Origin of the sequence: Micrococcus sp. KBS0714, assembly GCF_002008305.4 — a bacterium.
Classification (GTDB): Bacteria; Actinomycetota; Actinomycetes; order Actinomycetales; family Micrococcaceae; genus Micrococcus; species Micrococcus luteus.
On sequence record NZ_CP042169.1, the window covers coordinates 728,149 to 748,974 of the forward strand.

Consider the following 20,826-nt stretch of genomic DNA (forward strand, 5'->3'; position numbering starts at 1 on the left):
CGGCTGGCATCATGGCGGGGTGACGCACGGATCCCTCACCGACTACACGCTTCCCGCCCCCGCCCCGGCGCACGACGGCGGCGCCCCGCGCGCCGTCGCCCTGATCGGCTCCACGGGCTCGATCGGCACCCAGGGCCTCGACGTGATCGCCCAGGACCCCGCCCGGCTCCGGGCCGTCGCGCTCGCGGGCGGGGCGAACACGACCCTGCTGGCCGAGCAGGCCGTGCGCTTCGAGGTCGAGGCGGTGGGCTCCGCCGCGGCGGGGGAGGAGGAGCTGCGCGCCGCCCTCGCCGACGCCGCCGCCCGCCTCGGGCGCCCGGCCCCCCGACCCGTGCTGTTCACCGGGCCACGCGCCGCCGAGCAGATCGCGGCGTGGCCCGGCGCCGACACCGTGCTCAACGGGATCACGGGCTCGATCGGCCTGCGGCCCACCCTCGCCGCGCTGCACGCCGGCCACCGCCTGGCCCTGGCCAACAAGGAGTCGCTCATCGTCGGCGGGGCCCTCGTGAAGGCGGCCGCCCGCCCGGGCCAGCTCGTGCCGGTGGACTCCGAGCACTCCGCGCTCGCGCAGGCGCTGCGCGGGGGCACGGCGGACGAGGTCCGCCGCCTCGTGCTCACGGCCTCGGGCGGGCCGTTCCGCGGCCTGGACCGCGCCGCCCTGCACGCCGTCACCCCCGCCCAGGCCCTCGCCCATCCCACGTGGGACATGGGCCGCGTCGTCACCACCAACTCCGCCTCCCTCGTGAACAAGGCCCTCGAGGTGATCGAGGCCCACCTGCTGTTCGACGTGCCCCTGGACCGGATCGACGTCGTGGTCCACCCGCAGTCCGTGGTCCACTCGATGGTCGAGTTCGTCGACGGGTCCACGCTCGCCCAGGCCTCCCCGCCGGACATGCGCCTGCCCATCGCCCTGGGGCTGTGCTGGCCGCGCCGTCTCCCGGGCGCGGCCCCGGCCTGCGACTGGACGCGGGCGGCCACCTGGACGTTCGAGCCCCTCGACGAGGAGGCCTTCCCCGCGGTACGGGCCGCGAAGGAGGCGGCGGCCGCCTCGCCCACCCACATGGCCGTGTTCAACGCCGCCAACGAGGAGTCCGTGGACGCCTTCCACGCCGGCGCCCTGCCCTTCGACGGGATCGTGGACACGGTCCGCGCCGTCGTCGCCGACTATGCCCCCGAGCACGTGCTCGCCGCGGCCGGCCACGACCCCGCGCCGACGGGGCTCACCGTGGATGCCGTGCTCGCCGCCGAGGCCTGGGCGCGCCGTGCGGCGCGGGCCCGCTGGTGACCGTCGTGGAGATCCTCTGGTACGTCGCGGGCGTCCTCGCGGTCGCGCTGGGCCTGGCGGTCTCGATCGCCCTGCACGAGATCGGCCACCTCGTCCCGGCCAAGCTCTTCGGCGTGCGCGTCACGCAGTACATGATCGGCTTCGGCCCGACGCTCGTCTCGTGGCGCCGCGGCGAGACGGAGTACGGGTTCAAGGCCGTGCCGCTGGGCGGCTACGTCGCGATGATCGGGATGCTGCCCCCGCCGCGGCCCGGGCAGACGCCCCGCGCGGCGTCCACGGGCTTCGTCCAGCAGCTGGGCCGCATGGCCGACGACGCGCGGGCCCAGGCCGCCGAGGAGGTCCGCCCCGGCGACGAGCACCGCCGCTTCCTCGCCCTGCCGGTGTGGAAGCGGGTGGTGATCATGCTCGGCGGGCCGTTCATGAACCTGCTCATCGCGCTGGGCGCCACCGCCCTGCTGGTCACCACGGTGGGCACCTCGCAGCCCAGCACCACCGTCGCCGAGGTCTACCGGTGCGTGGTCACGATGCAGGAGCAGCAGGCCCGCGCCGCCTCCGGCGGGACAGAGGACTGCCGCCCGGGCGATCCCGCCGCGCCCGCCCACGAGGCGGGACTGCGCCCCGGCGACACCGTGCTCGCCTTCGACGGGCGGCCGGTCTCCGACTGGGACGCCCTCTCCGCCGCGATCCGGGACCGCGCCGGACAGCCCACCCGGATCGAGTGGGAGCGCGACGGCGAGCGGATGAGCGCCACCCTGACCCCGCGCCTGACGGAACGGCCCGTGACGGACGCGCTGGGCCGGCCCGAGCGGGCCCCGGACGGGACCGTGGCGACCCACGAGGTCGGGTTCATCGGCATGGGCGCGCAGCTCGAGACGGTCCGCGGCACCCCGCTCGACGCCGGCCCGCTCGTGGCCCAGCAGGTGCGGGGCGTCGTCGACGTCGTCCTCGTGCTGCCGCAGCGGCTGTGGGACACCGCCGTCGCCGTGGTGACCCCGGCCGAGCGCGACCCGGACGGCCCGATGTCCGTGGTGGGAGTCGGCCGGATCGCCGGGGAGGCGGCGGCGCTCGAGGAGGCCACGCTGACGGACAAGGCCGCCCTGCTGCTGTCCCTGCTGGCGGGCGTGAACGTGGCGCTCATGGTGTTCAACCTCATCCCGCTGCTCCCGCTCGACGGCGGCCACGTGGCCGGCGCCCTGTGGGAGGCGGTGCGCCGCGGCTGGGCCCGGATCACGGGCCGCCCGGACCCGGGGCCGTTCGACCTGGCCCGCATGCTGCCGCTGACCTACGCGGTGGGCGCGGCGATGCTGCTCATGGGCGTCATCCTGATCGTGGCGGACATCGTGGAGCCGGTCCGGCTGTTCTGAGCCCGGCCCGTTCGCCGTGGGCGGTCGCCCCGCGCCCCGGGGCGCCCGCGCGCCTAGGATGGACCGGAGAACCCGGCGGCCCCGCGCCGTCGACCCCGAGAACCCATGAGGAGCGCCCCCGTGCCCGTCAGCCTTGGAATGCCGTCCGCCCCGCCGCCCGTGCTGGCCCCGCGCCGCACCACCCGGCAGATCCAGGTGGGCTCGGTGGGCGTCGGCTCGCAGCACCCCGTCTCGGTGCAGTCGATGACCACCACCAAGACGCACGACATCGGCGCGACCCTGCAGCAGATCGCCGAGCTCACGGCCGCCGGCTGCGACATCGTCCGCGTGGCCTGCCCCACGGACAAGGACGCCGAGGCCCTCAAGGTCATCGCCCAGCAGTCCACCATCCCCGTGATCGCGGACATCCACTTCCAGCCGAAGTACGTGTTCGCGGCGATCGAGGCCGGCTGCGGCGCCGTGCGCGTGAACCCGGGCAACATCAAGAAGTTCGACGACAAGGTCAAGGAGATCGCGCAGGCCGCCTCGGACCACGGCACCTCCCTCCGCATCGGCGTCAACGCCGGCTCCCTGGACCCGCGCCTGCTGCAGAAGTACGGCAAGGCCACCCCGGAGGCCCTCGTCGAGTCCGCCGTCTGGGAGGCCTCCCTCTTCGAGGAGCACGGCTTCAAGGACTTCAAGATCTCCGTCAAGCACAACGACCCGGTGATCATAGCCCGCGCCTACGAGCTGCTCGCCGAGCAGGGTGACTGGCCGCTGCACCTCGGGGTCACCGAGGCCGGCCCGGCCTTCCAGGGCACCATCAAGTCCGCTACCGCCTTCGGCTACCTGCTCGGCCAGGGCATCGGTGACACCATCCGCGTCTCCCTCTCCGCGCCGCCGGTCGAGGAGGTCAAGGTGGGCCTGCAGATCCTGCAGTCCCTGAACCTGCGTGAGCGCAAGCTCGAGATCGTCTCCTGCCCCTCGTGCGGCCGCGCCCAGGTGGACGTGTACACGCTGGCCGAGCAGGTCACCGAGGGCCTCCAGGACCTTGAGGTCCCGCTGCGGGTGGCCGTCATGGGCTGCGTCGTCAACGGGCCGGGCGAGGCCCGCGAGGCCGACCTCGGCGTCGCCTCCGGCAACGGCAAGGGCCAGATCTTCGTCAAGGGCGAGGTCATCCGCACCGTGCCCGAGGACCAGATCGTGGAGACCCTCATCGAGGAGGCCAACCGGATCGCCGGTGAGATGGACCTGGGGGAGGACGGCGGTGACCAGGCTGCCGCCGGTGCCCCGGTGGTCTCCGTCCACTGACCGGGAGGTCCGGGCCGCCACGGGTGACCGCGTCCGCCTGCTGACCGACGCGGACACCGCCGCGCTCGCGGCCCTGTCCGCCCGTGCCCCCGTGTCCAACGTGTTCGTGGACTCCCTGCTCGAGGCGGGCCGCCTGGCCGGCCCGCGCGGGGGAGCGGCGGGCACCCTGTTCCTCGGGATCGACGACGACGCCCCGGGCGCCGGCGCGCTGCGCGCGGCCGTCTGGATCGGCTCGAACGTGGTGCCGGTCGCCGCGTCCGAGGCCCCGGACGCCGGCTGGGCGCCGGGCGACGCGGAGGCGCTCGGCGCGGCGGCCGCCGCGCTGCGCCGCCGGTACGGGTCGATCTACGGCCCGGCCGGTCCCGTGCTGGCCGCCGGCGAGGCCCTCGCCGCCGCGGGCCACCGGTCCCGGTCCGTGCGCCCCGACCAGCCGCTGCTCGTGCTGGGCACGGCCGGGGGGATCGACCCGAACCCGCACGTGGTGCAGGCGCAGCCACACGACTTCGCGCGCGTCCTGCCGGCCAGCGCGGCGATGTTCGAGGAGGAGCTCGGCTTCTCCCCATTCGCCGGGGGCGCGGCCCAGTACCGGGACCGCGTCGAGCGGCTGATCCACACCGGACGCGTCTTCATCGACCCGGGACCGCGCGACGCGGGCGGCCCGCTGCGCTTCAAGGCGGACATCGGGCTGCTCTCCTCCCGGTGCGCCCAGATCCAGGGCGTGTGGATGGCCCCCGCCGCGCGCGGCCGAGGACTGGCGGCGTCGGCGATGGCCGCCGTCGTGGACTACGTGCGACTCCAGGCGCCCGTGGTCAGCCTCTATGTCAACGCGTACAACACCCCCGCGCTGCGCACGTACGAGCGCGTGGGGTTCGAGCGGCGCGGCACGTTCGCGACCGTCCTGTACTGACCCGGCGGGCCCTGCGCGGGCGATAGGATCGGCGGTCAGGACGCCGGGCACCCCGTGCCGGCGTCGTCCCGTCCCGCGCGCCGCCCCGACCGCGCGAGCCCGTCCGAGGAGGCCCCGTCATGCCCCTGCGCATGTCCACCCTGTTCCTGCGCACCCTGCGCGACGACCCGGCGGAGGCCGAGGTGGCGAGCCACAGGCTCCTCGTCCGTGCCGGTTACATCCGTCGCGCGGCCCCGGGCATCTACTCGTGGCTGCCGCTGGGCCTCAAGGTGCTGGCCAAGGTGGAGCGGATCGTGCGCGAGGAGATGGACGCGATCGGCGCCCAGGAGGTGCACTTCCCGGCGCTGCTGCCGCGGGAGCCCTACGAGGCCACGGGGCGCTGGGATGAGTACGGCGACGGGCTGTTCCGCCTGCAGGACCGCAGGGGCAACGACTACCTCCTGGCCCCCACACACGAGGAGATGTTCACGCTCCTGGTGAAGGACCTGTACTCCTCGTACAAGGACCTGCCCGCGTACCTGTACCAGATCCAGACCAAGTACCGGGACGAGGCCCGCCCGCGCGCCGGCCTGCTGCGCGGGCGCGAGTTCATCATGAAGGACTCCTACTCCTTCACGGTGGACGACGCCGGCCTGGACGCCGCGTACGAGGCCCACCGGGCCGCCTACCTGCGGATCTTCGACCGCCTCGGCCTCGAGGTCGTGCCGGTGCGGGCCACCTCCGGTGCGATGGGCGGCTCCCGCTCCGAGGAGTTCCTGCACCCCACCGAGGTGGGCGAGGACACCTTCGTCGAGTCCGACGGCGGCTACCGCGCCAACGTCGAGGCCGTCACCACGGTGGCCCCCGCCCCGCTGGACGAGGCGGCCATGGCGGTCCTGCCCGCCGCCGAGGTCAAGGACACCCCGGTCTCCACCACCATCGCCGCGCTCGTGGACGTCGCCAACCGGCTGGCCCCGCGCGACGGCGAGCCGTGGACCGCCGCGGACACGCTCAAGTGCGTCGTGGTCACCGCGGTGGTGGACGGCGGCGAGCGCCGCCCGTTCGTCGTGGGCGTGCCCGGCGACCGTGAGGTGGACCTCAAGCGTCTCGAGGCCTCCGTGGGCCCGGCGCTCGGCGTGGTCGGCGAGCCCACGCTCGAGGCCGCGACCGCCGCGGACCTGGCCGCGCACCCCGCCCTGGTCAAGGGCTACATCGGCCCCGCGGCGGCCGACGCGGTCGAGGGCACCCCGGTCCTCGGCGCGGAGGGCTCCGTCTCGGGCCTGCCCTTCTTCGTGGACCCGCGCATCGCCCCCGGCACCGCGTGGATCACCGGCGCGAACGCGGACCAGCGCCACGTGTTCGGCCTCGTGGCCGGCCGCGACTTCACGTGGGACGGCGTGCTCGAGGCCACCGCGGTGCGCGAGGGCGACCAGGCCCCGGACGGCTCCGGCCCGCTGCACACCCGCCGCGGCATGGAGATGGGCCACATCTTCCAGCTCGGCCGCAAGTACGCCGAGGCCCTCGACCTGAAGGTCCTCGACGTCCACGGCAAGCAGGTCGTGGTGACCATGGGCTCCTACGGCATCGGCATCACGCGCGCCGTCGCCGCGATCGCCGAGCGCTACCACGACGACAAGGGCCTGGCGTGGCCGCGCGCGGTGGCCCCGGCGGACGTGCACGTCGTCGTCGCCACGAAGGGCGAGGACGGCCTCGCCGCCGCCGAGACCCTCGCCGCGGGCCTCGAGGCCGAGGGCCTGACCGTGCTCGTGGACGACCGTCCGAAGGTCAGCCCCGGCGTGAAGTTCAAGGACGCCGAGCTCATCGGCGTGCCCACCACCGTGGTGATCGGCCGCGGCCTGGCGGACGGCGAGCTCGAGCTCAAGGACCGTGCCACCGGCGAGGCGCGCCCCGTGCCCGTGGACGGGGCCGTCGCGGCGGTGCTCGCGGAGGTGCGCGACGGGCGCTGAGTGGTTCGGCGCCGTCGAGCTGACCGCCGGGCTGCTCGTCCTCGTGCTCGCCGCGGGCTTCGCGGCGGGCTGGATCGACGCCGTCGTGGGCGGGGGCGGGCTCCTGCAGCTGCCGGCCCTGCTGCTCGTGCCCGGGCTGAGCCCGATCCAGGCCCTGGCCACCAACAAGCTCGGCTCGGTGTTCGGCACGGCGACGTCGGCGCTCACCTACCGGCGGCGCCTGCGGCAGGATCTGTCCACCGCACTGCCGATGGCCGCCGTCGCCTTCGCGGCGGCCCTGGGCGGGGCCGTGGTCGCCGCGCATCTGCCGGCCGGCGTGATCCGGCCCGTGATCCTGGCGGCGTTGATCGCCGTCGCCGTGTTCACGGCCGTGCGCCCGGGCCTCGGACAGGTCGCCGGCGTGGGGCCGCGGCGGAGCACCGCGCTGGCCCGGGCCGTGGCGCTCGGCGCGGCGGTGGGCTTCTACGACGGCGTCCTCGGCCCCGGCACGGGCACGTTCCTCATCCTGGGGCTGGTCCTGCTGCTCAAGTTCGACTTCCTGCACGCCTCGGCACAGGCGAAGGTGGTCAACCTCGCGACCAACCTCGGCGCGCTCGCGTACTTCGTGCCCTCGGGGCACGCGGTGCTGGGCCTGGGGCTGCTGCTCGGCGCGGCCAACCTCATGGGCGGCTACGTGGGGGCCCGCATGGCGATCGCCCGCGGCACCGGCTTCATCCGCGTGGTGTACCTCATGGTGGTGACCGCGCTCATCGTCAAGGTCGGCGCGGACACCCTCGCCCCGCTGCTGCGCTGAGCTCGCCCCGTCCAACCCGGTCGGGAGCACTCGGCCCCGCCGTGGGCCGCCGGTAGGCTCGGCCCCGGATCCCGACCCCGGCCCCCGCCCGCGTGGCGCGGCGGCCCCGACCCGACGAGTGAGGCACCCCATGGACAGCACCGACCGCCGCGACGACCTCGCCGAGCTGCGCACCCGCGTCGAGGAGGCCCTGGCGGCCGACGACGTGGTGGTGGAGCAGGTGCGCGCCACGGGCACCGCCGAGCACCGCACCGTCGAGGTGGTCCTCGACCGCGCCTCGGGCACCCAGGGCCTGAGCCTGGACGACGTCGCCCGCCTCTCCGGCCGGGTCTCCGCCGCCCTCGACGCCCTGGGCGACCACGTGCCCGGCGTCGGCGCGGGGGAGTACCTGCTGGAGGTCACCACCGCGGGCGTGGACCGCCCGCTCACCGAGCCCCGCCACTTCGCCCGCAACGTCGGCCGTCTCGTCGAGGTCTCGGTCGACGGCGCCGCGCCCGTGACCGCCCGCCTGAAGGACGTGACGGACGACGACGTCGAGCTGGCCGTGGTGCGCCCGCCCGCGAAGAAGGGCATGAAGGCCAAGGAGCTGCCCGCCGAGCGGGTCGCCCTCGACCGCCTCGGTCCGGCGATCGTGCAGGTAGAGTGGAGCCCCGCTCAGCAGGCCGGCGACGCCGACGCCGCCGCGGGCGAGGACACGGCCGAGCACACGGAGGCATGAGTTGGACATCGACATGAGCGCGCTGCGCATGCTGGAGGCGGAGCGGGAGATCCCGATGGACCGCCTCATCCCCACCATCGAGCAGGCCCTGCTCATGGCGTACCACCGCACCCCGGGGGCCCTGAAGCGCGCCCGCGTGGAGATCGACCGCGCGACCGGCCACGTCACCGTGTGGGCCACGGAGCTGGACGAGGACGACACGCCCATCGGCGAGTTCGACGACACCCCGAACGGCTTCGGCCGGGTGGCCGCCTCCACGGCGCGCCAGGTGATGATCCAGCGCATGCGCGAGGAGGACGACGACAAGGTCCTCGGCGAGTTCAAGGACAAGGAGGGCGAGCTCGTCTCCGGCGTCATCCAGCAGGGCCTGAACCGCCACATGGTCCAGGTGAACCTCGGCACCCTCGAGGCCGTCCTCCCGCCGCCCGAGCAGGTGCCCGGCGAGGACTACGCCCACGGCCGCCGGATCCGCGCCTACGTGGTCTCCGCGACGCGCGGCGCCAAGGGCCCGTCCGTCACGGTGTCCCGCTCGCACCCCGGCCTCGTGCGCAAGCTCTTCGAGCTCGAGGTCCCGGAGATCGCGGACGGCTCGGTCGAGATCACGGCGCTGGCCCGCGAGGCCGGCCACCGCACCAAGATGGCCGTGCGCGCCACCCGCCCCGGGGTGAACGCCAAGGGCGCCTCCATCGGGGAGATGGGCAGCCGCGTGCGCGCCGTCATGACGGAGCTCAACGACGAGAAGATCGACATCGTCGACCACGTGGACGACCCCGCCGCGATGATCGCCAACGCCCTCTCGCCCGCCACGACCGTCTCGGTGGAGATCCTCGACGCGGACCAGCACTCGGCCCGCGCCGTGGTGCCGGAGTACCAGCTGTCCCTGGCCATCGGCAAGGAGGGCCAGAACGCCCGCCTCGCGGCCAAGCTCACGGGCTGGCGGATCGACATCGTCGGCGACGGGGTCACCACCTCCGCCCCGGGCCGCTGACCGTCCCCGGGAACAGATCCGGGCCCGGACGCGCTAGGATGGATGAGGTCCTTTCTCGATCCGACGCCCGTGAGGGGTGAACGCATGACGTCTCGGACGGTCGTGCGCACCTGCATCGGATGCCGATCGAGGGCGGACCAGCAAGAGCTGGTGCGCGTCGCCCTGGACTCCTCGACGGAACCCCCATCCGTCGTCTGGGACCCGGAACGACGCCGTCCCGGCCGGGGTGCGTGGCTGCATCCCGGCGAGGACTGCCTCCACCTCGCCCTGCGCCGCCGCGCGTTCGGGCGGGCCTTCCGGTCCGCCGTCGACGCCGACGCGCTGGGCCGCACCGCGGAGGCACCGGCTGACAGACCGACAGATGAAGGCGGGTCAGAGATCTGATGCGTACCCGATGAGCACTGAAGCATGAGTGCCCAGCGATGAACTTCACCCCCTGCTATCAGGCAGGCCGTGGTGCGCGTGCCCTGGTGGCGCGCGCGACGGCCTGGAGCAACGTCAACGGTCCCAGGACGCGCTGAGACGGACAGCCCGAGCGGCTCCGTTCCGGCCCGTGGGGCCAGAACAGGAGAACCGTGGCCAAGGTCCGCGTCCATGAGCTCGCCAAGGAGCTCGGCATCACCTCGAAGGAGGCCTTGAGCACGCTCAAGGACCTCGGCGAGTTCGTCAGCTCGGCTTCGTCCACCATCGAGCCCCCGGTGGTCAAGAAGCTGCGCAACGCCTACCCGGGTGCCGGCAAGTCCGCCGCCAAGCCCGGTTCCACGCCCGCCGCCCCGGGCCGTTCCGCCGCGCCGAAGCCGGCGGCCGCCCCGTCGCCGCGCGCCGCGGCCCCCACGTCGAATGTCGGCGCCCCGGCGCCCGGTCCCGCCGCGGGCCGCACCGCCGCGCCCAAGCCGGGCGCCGCCCCGACCCCCGGCCCCGCCGCACCGACGCCGGCCGCCCCGGCCGAGCCGAAGGCCCCGCAGCCGCCGGCCACGCCGGGGTCGGCCGCGCCGAAGCCGGGCGCCGCCGCGCCCAAGCCGGGTGCCTCCGCGCCCAAGCCGGGCGCCCCGCGTCCCGGCAACAACCCGTTCAGCCCCAAGGGCGGCTCCGCCGGGCCTCGCCCGGGCGCCCGCCCGGGCGGCCGTGGCGGTGCTCCGCGTCCGGGCAACAACCCGTTCGCCCCCTCGCAGGGCATGCGCTCCGGTCGTGAGGACCGCGCGCCTCGTCCGGGCGGCCCCCGTCCGCCGGCCGGTGCCGGCGGTCCCCGTCCGGGCGGTCCGCGCCCGGCCGCGGGCGCCGGCGGTCCCCGCCCCGGTGGGCCGCGTCCGAACCCGGGCATGATGCCCAAGCAGATCACCCCGGCCCCGCAGCCGGCCCGCGGCCGTGGCCGTCCGGGCGGCGGCCCCGGTGGCGGCCCGGGTCGTCCCGGCGGCCCGGGCGGCCGTGGCGGTCGCGGCAACGCCCAGGGCGCCTTCGGGCGCGGCGGCGGCCCGCGCAAGGGACGCAAGTCGAAGCGCGCGAAGCGCCAGGAGTTCGAGCAGCAGCACACGCGTGAGATCGGCGGCGTCAAGGTCCCCAAGGGTGACGGCACCACCGTCCTGCGTCTGCGCCGCGGCGCGTCCCTGGCCGACTTCGCCGAGAAGATCCGCGCCGACGTCGCCGACCTGGTGAAGGTGCTCTTCACCCTCGGCGAGATGGCCTCGGCCAACCAGTCCCTCGACGAGGAGACCTTCCAGCTGCTCGGCGACGAGCTGGGCTACAAGGTCCAGATCGTGTCCCCGGAGGACGAGGACAAGGAGCTGCTGGAGGCCTTCGACATCGACCTCGAGGCCGAGGCGGCCAACGAGGACGAGGCCGACCTCGAGCCGCGCCCCGCGGTCGTCACCGTCATGGGCCACGTGGACCACGGCAAGACGCGTCTGCTGGACGCCATCCGCTCCTCGAACGTCATCGAGGGCGAGGCCGGCGGCATCACGCAGCACATCGGCGCCTACCAGGTGCCCGTGGAGCACGAGGGCGAGCAGCGTCGCCTCACCTTCATCGACACCCCGGGTCACGAGGCGTTCACCGCCATGCGTGCCCGCGGTGCGAAGGTCACCGACATCGCCGTGCTGGTGGTGGCGGCCGACGACGGCGTCATGCCGCAGACCGTCGAGGCGCTCAACCACGCCCAGTCGGCCGGCGTGCCGATCGTGGTGGCGGTCAACAAGATCGACAAGGACACCGCCGCCCCGGACAAGATCCGCGGTCAGCTCACCGAGTACGGCCTCGTGCCCGAGGAGTACGGCGGCGACACGATGTTCGTGGACGTCTCCGCGCGCAACAACATCAACATCGACCAGCTGCTCGAGGCGATCCTGCTCACCGCGGACGCCGCCCTCGAGCTCACGGCGAACCCGCACAAGGCCGCCCGCGGCGTGGCCATCGAGGCCAACCTCGACAAGGGCCGCGGCGCCGTCGTCACCGTGCTGGTGCAGACCGGCACGCTGCGCGTGGGCGACACCATGGTGGTGGGCTCCGCCCACGGCCGTGTGCGCGCCATGTTCGACGAGAACGGCAACGCCGTGGAGGCGGCCGATCCGTCGCGTCCCGTCCAGGTGCTCGGCCTGTCCACGGTGCCGCGTGCCGGCGACTCGTTCCTCGTCACCGACGACGAGCGCACCGCCCGCCAGATCGCGGAGAAGCGCGAGGCCGCGGACCGCAACGCCCAGCTGGCCAAGCGCCGCAAGCGCATCACCCTGGAGGACTTCGACCAGGCCGTGGCCGAGGGCAAGCTGGACACGCTCAACCTCATCATCAAGGGCGACGCGTCCGGTGCCGTCGAGGCGCTCGAGGACTCGCTGCTCAAGATCGAGGTCGGCGAGGACGAGGTGCAGCTGCGCGTCATCCACCGCGGCGTCGGCGCCATCACGCAGAATGACGTGAACCTGGCGACCGTGGACAACGCCATCATCATCGGCTTCAACGTGCGCCCCGCCGAGCGGGTCGCCGACCTGGCCGACCGCGAGGGCGTGGACATGCGCTTCTACAGCGTGATCTACGACGCGATCGACGACATCGAGAACGCGCTCAAGGGCATGCTGAAGCCGGAGTACGAGGAGGTCGAGCTCGGCTCGGCCGAGGTCCGCGAGGTGTTCCGCTCCTCCAAGTGGGGCAACATCGCCGGTTCGCTCGTGCGCTCGGGCCTCATCCGCCGCAACGCCCAGGCCCGCCTGGTGCGCGACGGCGTGGTGGTCTCCGATCACCTCAAGATCGAGTCGCTGCGCCGCTTCAAAGACGACGCCACGGAGGTCCGCGAGGGCTACGAGTGCGGCATCGGCCTGGGCAGCTTCAACGACATCAAGGAGGGCGACGTGATCGAGACCTTCGAGATGCAGGAGAAGCCGCGCGTCTGACGGCCGGGGCGGGGGCCCGCACGGGCCCCCGCCTTCCGCGTCCCACCCTCTGAACCATCACCACCGGAAGGAACCGCACCATGGCCGATCCGGCACGCGCCGGCCGCCTGGCCCAGCGCATCAAGGTCCTCGTGGCCGAGGCGCTGCGCCGCGGCGTCAAGGACGATCGCGTGGAGCCCGTCACCGTGACGGAGGTCCGCGTGACCAACGACCTGCAGCACGCCACCGTCTACTACACCGTCCTGGGCGACGAGGCCACGGTGGCCGCCGCCCACGAGGGCATCCAGGACAACCGCGGCATCCTGCGCCGCGAGGTGGGCCGCGGGCTCACCATCCGCCTGGTGCCCACCCTCGAGTTCGTGGCGGACACCGTCCCCGAGGCGGCCGCACACCTGGAGGACGTCCTCCGCGCGGCCAAGGAGCGGGACGCCGAGCTGGCGAAGGCGCGCGAGGGCGCGTCGTACGCCGGTGACGCGGACCCGTACCGCACCGCGGAGCCGGACGCCGACGCCGACGACGCCCCGCGCGCCTGAGGCCCGCGGCACGGTGAGCGCACGCAGCACCGGGGGACAGGCCCCCGACGCGCCGGGAACGGAGGCGTCGGGGGTCGTTCTCGTGGACAAGCCGCAGGGGTGGACCTCGCACGACGTCGTCGGGCGGGTCCGCCGGCTGGCGGGCACCCGCAAGGTGGGCCACGCCGGCACCCTGGACCCCATGGCCACGGGCCTGCTCGTGGTCGGCGTCAACAAGGCCACGCGCCTGCTGACCGCCATCACGGGCACGGACAAGACGTACACGGCCACGATCCGGCTCGGGCAGTCGACCGTCACGGACGACGCGGAGGGCGAGGTCGTGCAGACCCGGCTGGCCAACGCCGTCACGCCCGAGCGCGTGGCCGAGCAGGTCGCCGCCCTCACGGGCGAGATCCTGCAGGCGCCCTCGGCCGTCTCCGCCGTCAAGGTGGCGGGCCGGCGCGCCTACGATCGCGTCCGCGCGGGAGAGGACGTCACCCTCGACGCCCGCCCCGTCACCGTGCACGAGTTCACGGTGCACGAGCTGCGCCGGCTCGACGGCGGCCGGCTGGTCGACCTCGACGTCACCGTGCGCTGCTCGTCCGGGACCTACATCCGGGCGCTCGCCCGCGACCTGGGCGAGGCCCTCGAGACCGGCGGGCACCTCACGGCGCTGCGCCGCACCGCCGTCGGCCCGTTCGACGTGGCCGACGCGCTCTCGCTCGAGGCCCTCGCGGAGCGGTTCGCGATGACCGAGCTCTCCGAGGCCGCCGCCGGGCTCTTCCCGGTGCGCGAGCTGACGGAGCACGAGGCCCACGAGCTCGCCTTCGGGCGGGTCGTGGCGCCCACCGGCACGGGTGAGACGCTCGTCGCCGGGCGCGCGCCGGACGGCCGCGTCATCGCCCTCGTCTCCGACGTGCGCCGCCGCGGCGCCGACGTCGCCAAGCCCCAGCTCGTGTTCGCCCCGGCCGAGGGGCCGGGACAGGGAAGGACCGCATGATCCTCGACGCCTGGTTCTGGACGGGACTGGTGATCGGTGCCGTCTCGTTCGTCGTCTGCGTGGTGATGACGGCGATCCGCCGCCACCCCGCGGACGCCTCGATCCTCTCGGTGGCCGCCGTCGAGCTGTTCACGCTCGTCTATGCGGCGGCCGCCGCCGTCCGCCAGCTCGGCGGGGACACCCTGAACGGCCCCGGCTGGGAGTTCTGGGGCTACATCCTCACCGCCCTGATCGTGCCGGTGATCGCCGTGGGCTGGGCCGTCACGGACAAGACCCGGTGGTCCAACCTCGTGCTGGCCGTGGTCGGGCCCACGATCGCCGTGATGCTGCACCGCATGCAGGTCATCTGGTTCGGGCAGTGGTGAGGAGGATGGACATGGCACCCAGCGACGGCGCCCCCGCGCGCAACCAGGGTCTCGGCCGGATCATCGTCATGGTCTACGCGGTGTTCGCCCTCTCGGCGAGCGCGCGCAGCCTCTTCCAGATCCTCACGCAGTTCGACGCCGCCCCCGTGGCGTACACGCTCTCCGCGGTCGCGGCGGTCGTGTACATCGTGGCGACGTTCGCGCTCGCCCGCTCCGGCGCGCGCGCCTGGGCCGTGGCGCTGGGCGCCGTGCTCGTGGAGCTGGCCGGCGTGGTGGGCGTGGGCCTGTGGACCGTCCTGGATCCGGGGATGTTCGCCCACGACACCGTGTGGTCCCGGTTCGGCGCGGGCTACGGCTACGTGCCGCTCGTGCTGCCGGTGGTCGGCCTGATCTGGCTGCTGACGCACCGCCCCGCCCGCCCGGCCGAGGCGGGGGCGCTCTGATGCGGGTCTGGAACAGCCTGGACGAGGTCCCCACGGACCTGCCGCGCACCGTGGTCACCCTGGGCAACTTCGACGGCGTGCACCGCGGCCACCGGGAGGTGCTGCGCCGGGTCGTCGAGCTGGCGCGGGCCCGCGACGCCCTGGCCGTGGCCGTGACCTTCACCCCGCACCCGCGCGCCGTGCACCATCCCGAGGTGCCCCACGTGGACATCATCAGCCCCGAGCAGCGGGTCGTCCTCCTGGACGAGGCGGGTCTGGACGCGGTGCTCCTGCAGCGCTACACCCTCGAGTTCGCGGACCAGTCCCCGGAGGAGTTCGTCCGCGGCATGCTCGTGCACGGGCTGCACGCCGCCGTCGTGGTCGTGGGGCACGACGTGCGCTTCGGCCGGGGCAACACCGGCGACGTCGCGGAGATGGTGCGCCTGGGGGCCCGCTACGGCTTCGAGGTCGAGGCCGTCGAGGAGTTCCCCGCCGAACACGGGGCCGAGCCGGAGCGCCGCTGCTCCTCGACCTGGGTGCGGGAGGCCCTGGCCGCGGGCGACGTCGCCCAGGCCGCGGCCGTGCTCGGCCGGCACCACGTGCTCGCCGGCGAGGTGGTGCACGGGTTCGCGCGCGGCCGCGAGCTCGGCTTCCCCACGGCGAACCTCGAGACGGATGTGCAGGGCATGATCCCGGCCGACGGCGTCTACGCCGGCTGGGTGCACGACGCGCACGGCGGGGTGTGGCCGGCCGCGATCTCCATCGGCTCGAACCCCACGTTCGAGGACGTCTCCCGCGTGGTGGAGGCACACGTGATCGACCGCCACGACGAGCGGGTGGAGGACTTCGACCTGTACGGCCAGCACATCGAGGTGGAGTTCGTGGCCCGGCTGCGCGGGATGGTCGCCTACGAGGGCGTCGAGAAGCTCGTGGCGCAGATCACGCAGGACGTGGACGAGGCCCGGGCGATCCTGGCCACGACCCCCTCCGACCGGTGAGCGCCCCGGAGCCGGGCGCTCCCCCCGCTGTGCCGAACCTGCCGGGGCGCCCGGCCCGGGCCCGTCGGGCCGGGCCCAACCCCTTCGAGACCGGCGGGGAGCACTACGACGCCGTCCGCCCCTCCTACCCGGCCGCCGCGGTGGACCGCGTCCTGGCGGGCACCGCCGACGGCGCGGACGTGGTGGAGCTCGGGGCCGGGACGGGACTGTTCACCCGGCTGCTCGCGGCCCGCCCGGCGGACCGGGTGCGGACGGTGACGGCCCTCGAGCCGTCGGCGTCGATGCGCGCCGTCCTGGAACGCGAGGTCGCGGCCGGCACGGGCGGGCGGGTGCGCGCCGTGCCGGGCACGGGCGAGGCCACGGGCCTGCCGGCGGCGAGCGCCGACGTCGTGGTGGCGGCCCAGGCATGGCACTGGATGGACCCGGCCGCGGCGAGCGCGGAGGCCGCACGGGTGCTGCGCCCGGGCGGGCGCCTGGCCGCGGTGTGGAACCAGCTCGACACGGCGGTGCCGTGGGTGCACCGTCTCACCCGGATCATGCACGCCGGGGACGTGCACGCCGCCCGGCCGGAGCAGCGCCGGTTCGCCGCCCCGTTCGGGGCGGAGGAGCACGCGCGCTGGGCGTGGACGCAGCCCATGACCGCGGCGGGGCTGCACGGGCTCATGGCCTCGCGCTCGTACTGGCTACGCGCGGACGAGCGGATCCGGTCCCGGATGACGGCCAACCTCGACTGGTACCTGCACGAGCACCTGGGCCATGCGGCGGACGCGGTCCTGCAGGTGCCCTACGTGACGGTGGCCTGGTGGGCGGCGCCGGTCAGGGGCGGGCGCCCACGGTGACCGGGACCGTCCGGGCGATCCCGGCCCGCCGCGCCTGCCAGAGCAGCAGCGCCGTGGCCACCGCGACCACCGCCACCGAGAGCAGCGTGGCCGCCGGGGAGCCGGCGGTCTCCGCGCCCACGTAGCTGTCCTCGACGGTGCCCACGAGCGTGCCGACGGCGATGATCACCACGTTGTTGACCACGTGGAGGGCGACGGCGGCCTCGAGCCCGCCCGTGCGCCACGTGAGCAGGACGGCGGCGACGGCGAACGCGGCGAGGTCCAGCAGGATCCACGGGTCGAGCGAGCCGTGGGCGAGCGAGAAGGTCGCCGCCGAGAGCACCGCGGTGACCGCGGCGGCCACGACCGGCCGGCGGATCCACGTGCCGACGGCCAGCAGCAGCCACCCGCGGAACAGGTACTCCTCGCCCGCGGCCTGGAACGGGGTGAGCACGAACGCCATGACGAGCAGCCAGACCCAGTCCTGCGCGCGCGGGGCCGTGGGGGCGCCGTCGAGGGCCCACGCGCCCAGCACGTAGGCGAGGAACAGCGGCGTCAGCACGACGACGCAGCGCGCCAGCCAGCGCCAGCGCACGCGGCCCTCGACCGAGTGGACGAAGCGGGCGGCGACGGGGTGGCCCAGCGCCACGGCCAGCAGCGCGACCCCGATCAGCGCGGCGAGCAGGAGGTTGTTCAGCAGCACCATGGGCGCGGAGTACAGGTCGAGGTCGGTCACGTCCGTCGGGTCGGCCGCGCCGAGCAGCGCGGGCCCGGACGTGGCGATCAGGGCGAGAGCGCCCAGCACGCCCCCCAGCACGAGGAGGCCCACCAGGCCGGCCAGCACGAGGCCGAAGGACGCGAGCGGGTTCCACCATCGGGCCCGCGGCGTGCGCAGCAGCGCGGGGTAGCCGTGGCCGATCAGCGGCAGATCCAGGGGCGGCGCGGGCGGCCGGAGGGGGAACGACGACGGGGCCGGGGAGTGGGGGACCGGTGGGGTGCTCACCGGGCCAGGGTAGGCGATGCGGTAGACTCGACCCTCGGCCTCCCTGCAGTCCGCGGTGGGGTGGGCCCCGCGTCGTCCGCCCCGGCGGGGCGCGGCCCGTGTTCGCGGTACCGAAGTGAAGGAGGCCCACCATGGCCCTGGATCCCGCTGTCAAGCAGCAGATCATCAAGGAGTACGCCACCCACGAGGGCGACACCGGTTCCCCCGAGGTGCAGATCGCGGTCCTGTCCCGCCGCATCAAGGACCTGACCGAGCACCTCAAGGAGCACAAGCACGACCACCACACCCGTCGCGGCCTGATGGCCCTGGTGGGTCGCCGTCGTCGCATGCTCGGCTACCTGCAGAAGGTCGACATCGAGCGCTACCGTGCGCTGATCGAGCGCCTCGGCCTGCGCAAGTGACCTGAGGAGGCGGCGCCGGAGCCCGCGGGGACCCGCGAGCGCCGGCGCCGCCTTTCGTCTGCCCCCGGACGCACGTAGTGTGTCCCGGGGGGAGACCGCCGCAGCCTGCGGCACTCCGGCGCGCCATGGCGCGCATCCCCGCATCATCGACACACCCGACGGTTCCGCGCCCATCGCCCGCGGTCCTCGACAGTGGCTCCCGGACCCCGCCGCACGGCGGGACGCCGAGGGCCTCGATCGAAGACCAGGGGGACAGGGACGCCTGCGGCGCCGTCCACCTGAAAGGAGGCCCTCATGGAGGGTCCTGAGATCACCTTCGCCGAGGCCGTCATCGACAACGGCTCGTACGGCAAGCGCACCGTCCGCTTCGAGACCGGGCGCCTCGCCCAGCAGGCCGCCGGCGCCGCCATGGTCTACATCGACGAGGAGACGTCGATGCTGTCCGCCACCACCGTCGGCAAGTCGCCCCGCGAGGGCTTCGACTTCTTCCCGCTGACCGTGGACGTCGAGGAGCGCATGTACGCCGCGGGCCGCATCCCCGGCTCGTTCTTCCGCCGCGAGGGCCGCCCGTCCACGGACGCGATCCTCACCTGCCGCCTGATCGACCGCCCGCTGCGCCCGGCGTTCGTCAAGGGCATCCGCAACGAGGTCCAGGTCGTCGTGACCGTCACCTCGATCGCCCCGGACGAGATCTACGACACGGTGGCCATCAACGCCGCCTCCCTGTCCACGCAGCTGTCCGGCCTGCCGTTCTCCGGTCCCATCGGCGGCGTGCGCATGGCCCTCATGGACGACGGCTCCGGCACGCGCCAGTGGGTCGCGTTCCCGAAGCACTCCCAGCTCGAGGGCGCCGTGTTCAACATGGCCGTGGCCGGCCGTGTGGTGGGCGACGACGTCGCCATCATGATGGTCGAGGCCGAGGCGACCCCGGACTCCTGGACCCTGGTCAAGGAGCGCGGCGCGCAGGCGCCCACCGAGGAGATCGTGGCCGAGGGCCTCGAGGCCGCCAAGCCCTTCATCCGCGCCCTGTGCGAGGCCCAGGCCGACCTGGTCAAGCGCGCCGGCAAGGACCCGGTGGACGTCCCCGTGTTCCAGGACTACCAGGACGACGCCTACGCCGCCGTCGAGAAGCTCGCCACGGACCGCCTGACCGAGATCTTCTCCATCGGCGACAAGCAGGAGCGCGAGTCGGCCTCGGACGCCTACCTGCTCGAGGTGCTCGAGGAGCTCGCCGGCGAGGGCAAGGACTTCGCCGAGCGCAAGGGCGAGATCGCCAAGGCCTACGGCTCCCTCACCAAGCAGATCGTGCGCCGCCGCATCCTCACCGACCAGGTGCGCATCGACGGCCGCGGCCTGACGGACATCCGCAAGCTGACCGCGGAGGTGGAGGTCCTGCCCCGCGTGCACGGCTCCGCCATCTTCGAGCGCGGCGAGACCCAGATCATGGGCGTCACCACGCTGAACATGCTCAAGATGGAGCAGCAGATCGACTCGTTGGCGCCGGAGACGGCCAAGCGGTACATGCACCACTACAACTTCCCGCCGTACTCCACCGGCGAGACCGGCCGCGTGGGCTCCCCGAAGCGCCGCGAGATCGGCCACGGCGCCCTCGCCGAGCGCGCCCTCGTGCCCGTGCTGCCGGCCCGCGAGGAGTTCCCCTACGCGATCCGCCAGGTCTCCGAGGCCCTCGGCTCCAACGGCTCGACGTCGATGGGCTCCGTCTGCGCCTCCACCCTGTCCCTGCTGAACGCGGGCGTGCCGCTGCGTGCGCCCGTGGCCGGCATCGCCATGGGCCTGGTCTCCGCCGAGGTGGACGGCCAGACCCAGTACGCGGCCCTGACCGACATCCTCGGCGCCGAGGACGCGTTCGGCGACATGGACTTCAAGGTGGCCGGCACCGCGGAGTTCGTCACCGCGATCCAGCTGGACACCAAGCTGGACGGCATCCCGGCCTCCGTGCTGGCCGCCGCCCTGACGCAGGCCCGCGAGGCGCGCCTGCACATCCTGTCCGTGCTGAACGCCGCCATCGACGCCCCGGACGAGATGGCCCCCACCGCCCCGCGGATCATCTCCGTGCGCATCCCGGTGGACAAGATCGGCGCGGTCATCGGCCCCAAGGGCGCCATGATCAACCAGATCCAGGACGACACGGGCGCGGACATCACCATCGAGGACGACGGCACCGTGCTGATCGGCGCCACCGACGGCGCCTCGGCCGAGGCCGCGCGCTCCGCGGTGAACGCGATCGCCAACCCGCAGGTCCCCGAGGTCGGTGAGCGCTACCTCGGCACCGTGGTGAAGCTGACCACGTTCGGCGGGTTCGTCTCGCTCACCCCGGGCAAGGACGGCCTGTTGCACATCTCCGAGCTGCGAAAGCTCAACGAGGGCAAGCGCGTGGACGACGTCGAGGACGTGCTCGGCGTGGGCCAGAAGGTCCAGGTCGAGATCACCAAGATCGACGACCGCGGCAAGCTGTCCCTCTCCCCGGTGGTGGCGGAGTCCGACGCCCTGGCCGAGACCGCGGACGCGATCGAGTCCTCGCAGATCGAGGCCTGATCCGCCCCGCCCGGCCCGGTGACCACGACGGCGCCGCACCCTCCCCGCGAGTGGTGCGGCGCCGTCGTCGCGCATGGGCGAGA

At 74.1% G+C, this 20,826-nt stretch carries 19 protein-coding genes; 18 read left to right on the forward strand and 1 reads right to left on the reverse strand.

All coding sequences use genetic code 11. The features are described 5' to 3' along the window. Positions 1-100: 100 nt before the first annotated feature. The 16 genes from dxr to B1A86_RS03425 all read left to right on the forward strand — a co-directional run bounded on the left by dxr (position 101) and on the right by B1A86_RS03425 (position 16,804). On the forward strand, positions 101-1,285 hold the full coding sequence (dxr, locus tag B1A86_RS03350; protein WP_210411808.1) for a 1-deoxy-D-xylulose-5-phosphate reductoisomerase: 1,185 nt from the start codon (positions 101-103) through the stop codon (positions 1,283-1,285). Next, a complete protein-coding gene (locus tag B1A86_RS03355) occupies positions 1,282-2,649 on the forward strand; it encodes an RIP metalloprotease (protein WP_061866732.1) in 1,368 nt (455 codons plus the stop codon). Before dxr ends, B1A86_RS03355 begins: the two co-directional genes overlap by 4 nt. A gap of 105 nt (positions 2,650-2,754) precedes the next feature. Then, positions 2,755-3,939: a flavodoxin-dependent (E)-4-hydroxy-3-methylbut-2-enyl-diphosphate synthase gene (ispG, locus tag B1A86_RS03360; RefSeq protein ID WP_168196730.1), complete on the forward strand. Its 1,185-nt coding sequence runs from the start codon at positions 2,755-2,757 to the stop codon at positions 3,937-3,939. Next, the gene (locus B1A86_RS03365) at positions 3,914-4,846 is read left to right on the forward strand and encodes a DUF4081 domain-containing GNAT family N-acetyltransferase (RefSeq protein WP_061866742.1); all 933 of its coding nucleotides are present in this window, start codon (positions 3,914-3,916) and stop codon (positions 4,844-4,846) included. Before ispG ends, B1A86_RS03365 begins: the two co-directional genes overlap by 26 nt. A 119-nt stretch (positions 4,847-4,965) precedes the next feature. Beyond that, the gene (locus B1A86_RS03370; protein WP_061866730.1) at positions 4,966-6,792 is read left to right on the forward strand and encodes a proline--tRNA ligase; all 1,827 of its coding nucleotides are present in this window, start codon (positions 4,966-4,968) and stop codon (positions 6,790-6,792) included. 43 nt (positions 6,793-6,835) lie between these two features. Continuing rightward, positions 6,836-7,585, forward strand: coding sequence for a TSUP family transporter (locus tag B1A86_RS03375; RefSeq protein WP_169577818.1), 750 nt, complete (start codon positions 6,836-6,838; stop codon positions 7,583-7,585). A gap of 130 nt (positions 7,586-7,715) precedes the next feature. Beyond that, entirely contained in the window at positions 7,716-8,303 is a 588-nt protein-coding gene (gene rimP, locus B1A86_RS03380; protein WP_036314068.1) for a ribosome maturation factor RimP, read from the forward strand. 1 nt (position 8,304) lies between these two features. After that, entirely contained in the window at positions 8,305-9,291 is a 987-nt protein-coding gene (gene nusA / locus B1A86_RS03385; protein WP_036314069.1) for a transcription termination factor NusA, read from the forward strand. A gap of 84 nt (positions 9,292-9,375) precedes the next feature. Continuing rightward, positions 9,376-9,675: a YlxR family protein gene (locus tag B1A86_RS03390; protein WP_228070540.1), complete on the forward strand. Its 300-nt coding sequence runs from the start codon at positions 9,376-9,378 to the stop codon at positions 9,673-9,675. A gap of 191 nt (positions 9,676-9,866) precedes the next feature. Then, the gene (infB, locus tag B1A86_RS03395; RefSeq protein ID WP_138976789.1) at positions 9,867-12,668 is read left to right on the forward strand and encodes a translation initiation factor IF-2; all 2,802 of its coding nucleotides are present in this window, start codon (positions 9,867-9,869) and stop codon (positions 12,666-12,668) included. Positions 12,669-12,748: 80 nt separating this feature from the next. Continuing rightward, positions 12,749-13,201, forward strand: a complete 453-nt coding sequence (rbfA, locus tag B1A86_RS03400; protein WP_036314977.1) for a 30S ribosome-binding factor RbfA — start codon at positions 12,749-12,751, stop codon at positions 13,199-13,201. Positions 13,202-13,214: 13 nt separating this feature from the next. Then, positions 13,215-14,180, forward strand: coding sequence for a tRNA pseudouridine(55) synthase TruB (gene truB, locus B1A86_RS03405; RefSeq protein ID WP_078026112.1), 966 nt, complete (start codon positions 13,215-13,217; stop codon positions 14,178-14,180). Continuing rightward, positions 14,177-14,545: a hypothetical protein gene (locus B1A86_RS03410; RefSeq protein WP_002855305.1), complete on the forward strand. Its 369-nt coding sequence runs from the start codon at positions 14,177-14,179 to the stop codon at positions 14,543-14,545. The genes truB and B1A86_RS03410 overlap by 4 nt, the downstream gene beginning before the upstream one ends. 11 nt (positions 14,546-14,556) lie before the next feature. Then, positions 14,557-14,988, forward strand: a complete 432-nt coding sequence (locus B1A86_RS03415) for a hypothetical protein (RefSeq protein WP_036314984.1) — start codon at positions 14,557-14,559, stop codon at positions 14,986-14,988. Further along, positions 14,988-15,965 (forward strand): bifunctional riboflavin kinase/FAD synthetase, encoded by a 978-nt coding sequence (locus tag B1A86_RS03420; protein WP_041104239.1) that lies wholly within the window; start codon positions 14,988-14,990, stop codon positions 15,963-15,965. The genes B1A86_RS03415 and B1A86_RS03420 overlap by 1 nt, the downstream gene beginning before the upstream one ends. Beyond that, complete coding sequence (locus tag B1A86_RS03425; RefSeq protein ID WP_044658602.1) at positions 15,962-16,804, forward strand: class I SAM-dependent methyltransferase; 843 nt, start codon at positions 15,962-15,964, stop codon at positions 16,802-16,804. Before B1A86_RS03420 ends, B1A86_RS03425 begins: the two co-directional genes overlap by 4 nt. Here the strand turns inward: B1A86_RS03425 and B1A86_RS03430 are convergent. Beyond that, positions 16,782-17,786, reverse strand: a complete 1,005-nt coding sequence (locus B1A86_RS03430; RefSeq protein ID WP_044658601.1) for a CPBP family intramembrane glutamic endopeptidase — start codon at positions 17,784-17,786, stop codon at positions 16,782-16,784. The two genes, B1A86_RS03425 and B1A86_RS03430, sit on opposite strands and share 23 nt — an antisense overlap. Before the next feature lie 131 nt (positions 17,787-17,917). On the opposite strand from B1A86_RS03430, the gene rpsO reads away from it, so the two are divergent. Further along, a complete protein-coding gene (gene rpsO, locus B1A86_RS03435) occupies positions 17,918-18,187 on the forward strand; it encodes a 30S ribosomal protein S15 (protein ID WP_017488396.1) in 270 nt (89 codons plus the stop codon). A gap of 294 nt (positions 18,188-18,481) precedes the next feature. Next, positions 18,482-20,743: a polyribonucleotide nucleotidyltransferase gene (locus B1A86_RS03440; protein WP_036315001.1), complete on the forward strand. Its 2,262-nt coding sequence runs from the start codon at positions 18,482-18,484 to the stop codon at positions 20,741-20,743. Positions 20,744-20,826 lie beyond the last annotated feature (83 nt).